We start from the raw sequence: 7,580 nt of genomic DNA, 5'->3' as shown, positions 1-7,580 counted from the left end.
GGCGTACGCGGCGTGCGATCACGCCGTCGTACCAGTAGCGCTCGCCGTTGCCGCCGCCCCGTTCGTCCCCTCCGCTCCTGGGAGCCGGGCCCGGGGCCGCGCCGGAGGCAGCACCCGGAGGCACGTCGGGGGTCATGGCGGTCACCTCTCCTTCTGCAGTAGGGACAGCGCGGCGATGAGCTCGACCTGGTGATCCGGGGTCATCTCCAGGGCCTCCAGGGGAGCCGCCCTGCGGTCCCGTTCGGAGTCGAGGACCTGTTCCAGGCAGGTGGTCAGCAGCCCGGCCCCGCGGTCGCGCAGGCGCAGGGCGCGCTGGGCGCCGAACGTCCCGGCGAGCTTGTCCCCGGCCCGGCCCGCCCGGCGGCCGCCCAGCAGCTCCGCCGCGAGGAGCGCGGCGGTCCGTTCGCTCTCGGTGCCCCGGTCGCGTTCGGCGGCCCGGACCTCCTCCTCGGCGATCTCCTCCAGGCAGCGCCGCCAACGGCGTACGGCCACACCGATCCTGGCCCGCGCGCCGTCGGGGTCGGCGGGCGCGAGCGCGGCCGCCGCCACCGGGTCGTCGGCGCAGCCCGCGGCGATCTCCTCGTCCGCGGCGTCGGCGGCGCAGCTCAGCAGCGCGACGACGGAACCGGCCAGCGCGGTCAGCAGTTCGTCCGGGGTGCTGTCGTGGGGATAGCCGCGCCAGTGGGTGAGGGCGTCCCCGGCCAGTGCCTCCCCCGCCGCGATCTCCCGCCGTACCCGCTCGACCGCCCGCCCGTACGCGTCCTCGACGCGCTGGAGGGTCCGTACGGCCACCGCGTGCTGGACGGCCGAGGCACCGGCCAGTCCCGGCAGCCGGGATCCCAGTGAGGAGAGCACTCCGCGCGCGGTGCGCGCTGTCGCGACGAGCCGGGCCGCCGGGTCCTCGGCGCGCTGGGCGAGCCAGGCGCGCAGCCCGGCGACGGCGGTGGCGGGCAGCAGGCCGCTGCCGTCGGCGGACTCGGGCAGTTCGGGGATGGTGAAGCGGGGGACGTCGCCCAGGCCCGCGTTCTCCAGCAGCGCGTCGTACTGCCGGGACACCTCGACGGCCACCTGGTGCGGCACCCGGTCGAGCACGGTGACGAGCGTGACGTCGTACTCCTTGGCCGTGCGCAGCAGGTGCCAGGGCACCGCGTCGGCGTACCGCGTCGCGGTGGTGACGAGCACCCAGATGTCGGCCGCGCAGATCAGGGAGGCGGCGATCTCCCTGTTGCCGGCGACGAGGGAGTCGATGTCGGGCGCGTCCAGCAGCGCCAGCCCGCGCGGCAGGGCGCGGTCGGTCTCGACCCGTAGCGCGGGCGGCCCGTCCTCCGCCGGTTCCGGCTCGGCGGCGGCCCCGGCCTCCTCGTCCGCCGCCTCCGCCTCGAACGCCCCGGACGCGCCGTCCTGCGCGGGCACCCAGATCCGCTGGAGCCTGGGCAGCACCCGGGGCCCGGCGAACCAGTGGTGGTCGTCCGGATGGCAGACCAGCACTGGCGTGCGGGTTGTCGGCCGCAGCACCCCCGCCTCAGTGACCCTCCGCCCCACCAGCGAGTTGACCAGAGTGGACTTGCCGGCCCCCGTGGACCCCCCGACCACCGCCAGCAACGGCGCTTCGGGGGCGCACAGGCGGGGCACCAAGTAGTCGTCGAGCTGCGCCAGGAGCTCGGCCCGGTTACGGCGGGCGCGGGCTGCGCCGGGGAGGGGGAGGGGGAAGCGTGCGGCGTCCACGCGGTCACGCAACGCGGACAGCGCGTCAAGCAGTCGGGGCCGTACGTCCAAGGTCGCCACACGTGCAGAATGCCCAATTCTGGGGTGATTTTGAAACATATAGGCCATGGCGCGCGAGGCGTGGCGTATGGGGCCCAGGCATAACGAGTACACAACACCCGGCATCAACCGCGTCAAAAACGATGCGAAAATCGCACCTGCCTGCGATTATCAGGACCGCTTCACCGAACCTCCACATCGTGTCACGGAGGTGAAGCAACCGGGACGAGGTACGCGGAGCCCTATCCTTGTCCCCGGCAAGGTCACGGCACCACCGAGCCCGGGGCTTCAGCCGTCCGCGACCGCCGTACACACCGGCCCCCGTAGCTCAGTGGATAGAGCAGGTGCCTTCTAAGCACTTGGCCGCAGGTTCGAGTCCTGCCGGGGGCGCTCTTCGTCCAGTCGGGACGTTTCTTCTCCACACCCCTCCCCCGCCTTCCCGTCCTCCTCCACAGGAGTCCACAGGACCCCGTTCGGCATGCCCGCCGGTCTGTACACTCGACCCCGTTTCAGGGGGCTTGGGGGGGCCGTCTTCCGGTTGTCGTGAGCAAAGGGAGCGGGGCAATGACGCGTGGCCGCGAGGGGACAGCGCAGCACCTGGTCGGGGAGGGGTGAGCCGACGGTGCCCGCGATCGCGAGGGAGGGGGTACGTCGTGGCCAATAAGCACGTGAGGGCCATGGCCGAGAGGCTCGTCGCCCGGCTTCCCGAACTGCCCCAGCCATGGGACGTCGAGGAGCTCTGCCGGGCGCTGGGCCGGGCCCGCGGGAGGGCGTTGAAGCTGCACTCCGCGGACCTTCCGGCGCTGCCGTTCGGGATGTGGTACGACGACGGCGCGACCGATCACATCATCACCCGCTCGTCCGCCACCGGCTACTACCGCGACCACATCGTGCTGCACGAGATATGCCACATGCTCGCGGGTCACGGGACCGCGCTCCAGGAGGTGTTGAGCGGTCCCGGCTCGGCTCCGGGCACGGACGGGCGGCGGGCCAAGGGCAAGTCGTGCAGCGACGCCGAGGAGGAGCTGGCGGAGACGTTCGCCTCGCTGGTGCTGAGGATCGCCGGGCAGATGCGGCCCAAGGGGATCAGCGCGGTGGAGCGGCGGGCGGAGAACCTGCTCGGAGCCGGCCGTGCATGACGTTCCCGCGTGGGTCGAGACGCTGCGGGAGGTCATCCTCCTGATCGCGTGGACCGTGCTGGTCCTGCGGATACCCGCGCTGCGGCGGCCGCCCCAGCGGCCGGTGTGGATCGCGCTGGCGGTGCTGGCGACCGGCTCGCTGGCGATCCAGGCGGAGGTGGGGAGCTGGGTCGACCAGGTGACCCATGTGCCCAAGGCCGGTGAGCTCGCCGTCGCGCTCGTGGCCCTCACGGACTTCGCGTTCGTGTGGTGGCTCGCGGTGGCGCTGGACGCGGCCGGGCGGACCGTCCCCGCGTGGCTGCGCCGGGCGCCGGTGGTCTGCGCGGCCTCGATGGCGGCGCTCGCCTTCGCCTTCTTCGCCGTCACCCCCGCGCACGACCGGTTCGGGGCGCGGGCGCACGGCTGGTGGGCCGGGTACGCGGTCGTGTGGATCGCGTACGGGCTGATCACGGCGGTGGGGGCGGCCGTGGTCTTCTGGCGGCACGGGGTCGCGATGCGCAGCCCGGTGCTGCGCGTCAGCGTGCTGGCGCTCGCCGTGGGCACCAGCGCGGAGGTGCCCTATCTGGTGATCCGCTGCGTCCGCTGGTTCACCGAGGCCCCGGCGGCGCTGGCGCTGGCCGGATTCTGGTGCTCCTTCGCGCGGTTCGTCCTCGTCGCCCTCGGATGCTCGCTGGCCGCGCTGGAGCCGCTGCGGCAGGTGTCCCTGTACTGGTACCGCCGGCAGCGGCTGTACGGGCTGTGGCTGCTGCTGCGGCGCGCGACGCCCGAACTCACCGTGGTGCCGCCCCCGTCGCGGAGGACGGACCTGCTGGCGTTCGACAGCGCCTGGGAGCGGCTGCACCAGCGGGTCATCGAGATCCACGACAGCATCACGTTCCTCCACGACGGCTGGGCGTCGCCGGAGCTCCTCTACGAGGCCGGGGAGGCGACGGGCGCCCCGCCGTACTCCGGCGGTCCCGGGCAGTCCCGCCTCGTCCAGCGGCAGCGGCTGGCGGCCACCGCCTGCTGGATCGAGGTGACCCGGCGGGAGGCGGCGGCCGGAGCGGGCAAGCTCTACCACAAGGAGCTCGACAAGGACCTGCTGCCGGAGGTCCTCGCCGACAGGTCGACCGTGCACCGCGAGATCCGCCGGATGCTGCGGCTGCACCGGGCGCTGCGCTCCCGTACGGTCGGCTCCTTCGCCGACGGATTCCGGCCCGGGGCGCCGTCGGCGGTGGCCGCCGGCTCCTGACGCGCCGGATCAGGACGCGTCGGCCCAGGACACGCCGGATCAGAACGTGCCGGCCTCCTCCGGCAGGGCGCCGGCGACCAGCCGTCCCGCGCGGTGGACCGCGCGGACGCGGGAGAGCGCGCCGAGGTCGTGCACGGGGTTCCCGGCCACCGCGAGCAGGTCGGCGTCGTGGCCGGGGGCGATGCGGCCCTTGCGGTCCGCGAGCCCGCAGGACGCGGCGGCGAGCGAGGTCACCGACGTGAGGGCCTCGGTGTTCGTCGCGACCTGCGAGGCGAAGTACACGAGGTCCGAGGGGAGCACGTCGTGCGGCTTGTGCGCGTTGATGCCCGCGTCGGTGCAGCAGACGACCCGCACGCCCCGGCGGTGCATGTACGCCTGGTTCTCCCAGTAGGGCTCGATGGTCCGCAGCACCTCGTCGGGCATGCCCGCGCGGGGTTTGACGACCGTGCAGCCGACGAAGGTGCCCGCGGCGGCCATCGCGTCGACCGTCGCGGGGTCGAGGCGCACCCCGTGCGGGGTCATGAACGTGCAGTGCTCGATGCCGTCGGCCCCGGCGGCCACGGCGTCGGCGATGCCCGCCGCCGCGTGCGCGTGGGCGACGACGGGCAGCCCCCGGCCGTGCGCGGCCTCCGTGACGGCCCGCAGCTCGGCCGGGGTGTACTGGGAGCCGCCGGGATTGGAACCGGTCGTGGATATCCCTCCCGTCGCCATGATCTTGACGAGGTCCGTGCCGTGCGCGGCCCGGTCGGCGACGGCGGCGACCGCCTCGTCCGCCCCGTCGGCCTCGCCGCCCAGGTACCAGCAGTGGCCACGGGTACGGGTGAGGGGCGGGCCGGCCGCGACGATCCGGGGGCCCGCGCCTCCCTCGGCGAACTCCTCGCGCAGCCGCAGCGACAGATAGTCCCGGTCGCCCAGGTCCCGGATCGTGGTGATCCCGGCCCGCAGGGCGCGGGTCGCGTGCTCGCGCATCCGCGCGAGCACGGTGGCGTCGTCGTCATGGCACATCTGATGCTCGGTGGCACCGCCCGCCTCGAAGGCCAGATGGCTGTGGGCGTCGATCAGGCCCGGCAGCAGCGTGGCGTCCCCGAGGTCCGTGAGCGGCACTCCCTCCGGCGGGTTGGCGCCGGTGAGGTCGACATCGGTGATCAGGCCGTTCTCGACCAGGACCAGCACCGGGCCGTTGTGGGCCCGTTCGCCGTCGAAGAGGCGTGCGGCGCGTACGGCCGAGCGGGAGTCGTCCACGAGCTGTGCTCCAGGTGTCGGTACGGGCGGTCTCCCCGCACGCTAGCCCGTACCGGCGACCACGAGAAGATCACAATCGGGCAGGCAGCGACACCGGGTTCGCCGGGGCCACCCCGTTCGCCACGGCCTCGACCGAGCCCAGCCACAGCGTGTCCCTGGCCCGGGTCATGGCCACGAACAACTGGGCGCGCCGGAGTTCCTCGCGCTCCAGCGTGATGCCGTCGTCGTCCGGCCCGGGGACACCCGGCGTGATATGGCCGGGCAGATAGACGTGCTTGAACTCCAGCCCCTTGGCGCGACGGTAGCCGCCGACCTTCACACCGGGCACGGGGTGGCCGTCGTAGCGCTCCAGGGGGCACTGCGGGATGCCCGCCCGGGCGAGCAGCCGCTGGTAGTGCTCGGTCTCGCGCCGGGTGGGGCACAGGACCGCCGAGTCGGGCCAGCCGGCCTCGCCGCGGCCGCGCAGGGCGGCGAGCAGGGCCTCGTCGAGCTCGGCGGGGGTCCGCAGGACGGCACGGGTGACCTGGCCGCCCCGGTAGGTGAGGTCCACGTCGCGCAGGCCGGCCAGCCGGGTGCCGTCGATGTCGTCGAAGGCGTCCTCGGCGACGACGGCGAGAGCGGCGTCCAGGACCTCCTTGGCGTTGCGGTAGTTGACGCGCAGGACCTGGCCGCGGTCGCCGCGCACGTCTATCCCCGCGTCCGAGAGCCGGAAGCCGCCGGGGTAGACGGCCTGCTGGCCGTCGCCGACCAGCAGCAGGCCGTTGGGCGCGTCACCGACGAGCGCGTGCAGCAGCCGTACCCCGACGAGCGTGAGGTCCTGGACCTCGTCGGCGATGACGGCCGCGTACGGCGAGCGGCCGGGCCGGGCGCTCGCCTCGGCCAGGGCGAGGCCGAGGATGTCGTTGAAGTCGTGCACGCCCCGCTCGGCGCGCACCCGCTCGTACTCCTCGTACAGCGCCCAGACCGCCTCGCGGTGCGGGCGGCGGAGGTGGGTGCGACGGCGGTGGCGCCGGAGCGTGGCGTACTCCTCGAAACGGGTGATGCCCCGGCCCTTGATGACGCAGTCGATCTCCTCGTGCCAATAGCGCGGCGACGGGTCGAGGGTGCCGAGCACGCTCTCGCGGCCGCGGTGTATCCAGGCCCGGTTGAACGCCGTCAGCGCGCCTTCGCCGTGCAGCCGGTGGGGGATTCCGCGTTCTTCGAGGAATTTCAGCGACCAGGAATGCAGGCTGCGGAATTCGACCCGGTCGGCGACGGCCGGGGACATCGTCCGCAGGAAAGTGGCCTGCACGCGTGGCAGATTGCTGGCGAACGTCACGTACAGCACCCGCCCGGTCGTGCGCTGCGCGAGGAGCGCGGCGCGGTGGAGGGCCACGGCGGTCTTCCCCGTGCCCGCCGGGCCGCTGACCCGGGCCGGGCCCGACCAGTTGCGCCGCACCAGGGCGACCTGGGCGGGGTGGAGGAAGGTCATCCACTGCTCGACCGGGCCCCGGCGGGCGGCCTCGACGGCCGCGTCCCGCAGTCCCTCGACGTCGAACAGCGCCTCCGCCGGTTCCTGGGGCGCGTGCGCCACCGGGTGCACGCCGGAGCGTTCGGCGGGGACGGACGAGCCCTCGTACGCCGGGAAGACCCGGGCCAGATGGCCGACGACCTCCCCCACCCGGGCCGGGGCGAGCCGGGTCCGCTCGGCCAGCAGCGCCGGCCCCACCTCGCGCTCCCCCAGCAGCCGCACCCGGCCCAGTTCGCCGCTGAACGAGCGGCCGGCGAAGACCATCACCGGCCGGACCGCCACGGGCGACATGCCGAGCTCCGCCACGGCCGCCTCGGCGAGCCTGGTCACGGCCAGCAGCTTGCCCATCTCCCCGTCGCGGCGCTGCCGGGCCGCGACGAGATGCCCGTCGGCGGTCTCCGGGGCGGCCCGCCAGTTCTTGACGTCGATGACGAACACGCCGCCGGGCCCGATCAGCAGCATGTCGACATTGGCCGCTCGCGTCCCCGGCCAGCGCCGGTCCACGAGCAGCCGCCAGCCCCGCTCGGTGAGCATCAGCAGCTGGGCGGCGACCCTGCGCTCGCCCTCGCTGGCCGCCTCCCACCGCCGGGCCTCCCGCTGCGCCGCCCTCAGCTGCTCCCGCAGCTCACGCTCGTGCCGCCGGGCCTCCTGGGCCCTGGTCGATGCCGATCCCCCAGCCGCCATGCCCCCACCC

Annotated in this window: 5 protein-coding genes and 1 tRNA gene; 3 read left to right on the top strand and 3 right to left on the bottom strand. The window is 74.1% G+C overall.

Translation table 11 applies throughout. From position 1 onward, the window contains the following. Positions 1-141: 141 nt before the first annotated feature. Entirely contained in the window at positions 142-1,824 is a 1,683-nt protein-coding gene (locus K6I33_RS28290; RefSeq protein ID WP_374285977.1) for a dynamin family protein, read from the bottom strand. 257 nt (positions 1,825-2,081) lie between these two features. Here K6I33_RS28290 and K6I33_RS28285 point away from each other — a divergent pair. The 3 genes from K6I33_RS28285 to K6I33_RS28275 all read left to right on the top strand — a co-directional run bounded on the left by K6I33_RS28285 (position 2,082) and on the right by K6I33_RS28275 (position 4,134). Continuing rightward, positions 2,082-2,154: transfer RNA gene (locus K6I33_RS28285), tRNA-Arg, on the top strand. Positions 2,155-2,417: 263 nt separating this feature from the next. Then, positions 2,418-2,903, top strand: coding sequence for a hypothetical protein (locus K6I33_RS28280; protein WP_229357376.1), 486 nt, complete (start codon positions 2,418-2,420; stop codon positions 2,901-2,903). Beyond that, a complete protein-coding gene (locus K6I33_RS28275) occupies positions 2,896-4,134 on the top strand; it encodes a DUF6545 domain-containing protein (protein WP_229357375.1) in 1,239 nt (412 codons plus the stop codon). The genes K6I33_RS28280 and K6I33_RS28275 overlap by 8 nt, the downstream gene beginning before the upstream one ends. A 39-nt stretch (positions 4,135-4,173) precedes the next feature. Here the strand turns inward: K6I33_RS28275 and K6I33_RS28270 are convergent, their stop codons facing one another. Further along, entirely contained in the window at positions 4,174-5,376 is a 1,203-nt protein-coding gene (locus K6I33_RS28270; RefSeq protein ID WP_229357374.1) for an amidohydrolase family protein, read from the bottom strand. 70 nt (positions 5,377-5,446) lie between these two features. Next, positions 5,447-7,580 (bottom strand): nuclease-related domain-containing DEAD/DEAH box helicase (locus tag K6I33_RS28265; protein ID WP_229357373.1); only part of this gene is annotated, 2,134 nt, incomplete at its 5' end.

It is taken from the genome of Streptomyces sp. UNOB3_S3 (assembly GCF_020740895.1).
Lineage (GTDB): Bacteria > Actinomycetota > Actinomycetes > Streptomycetales > Streptomycetaceae > Streptomyces.
The sequence above is the reverse complement of the archived record's forward strand: the minus strand, read 5'-3'. Positions and strand labels throughout refer to the sequence as shown.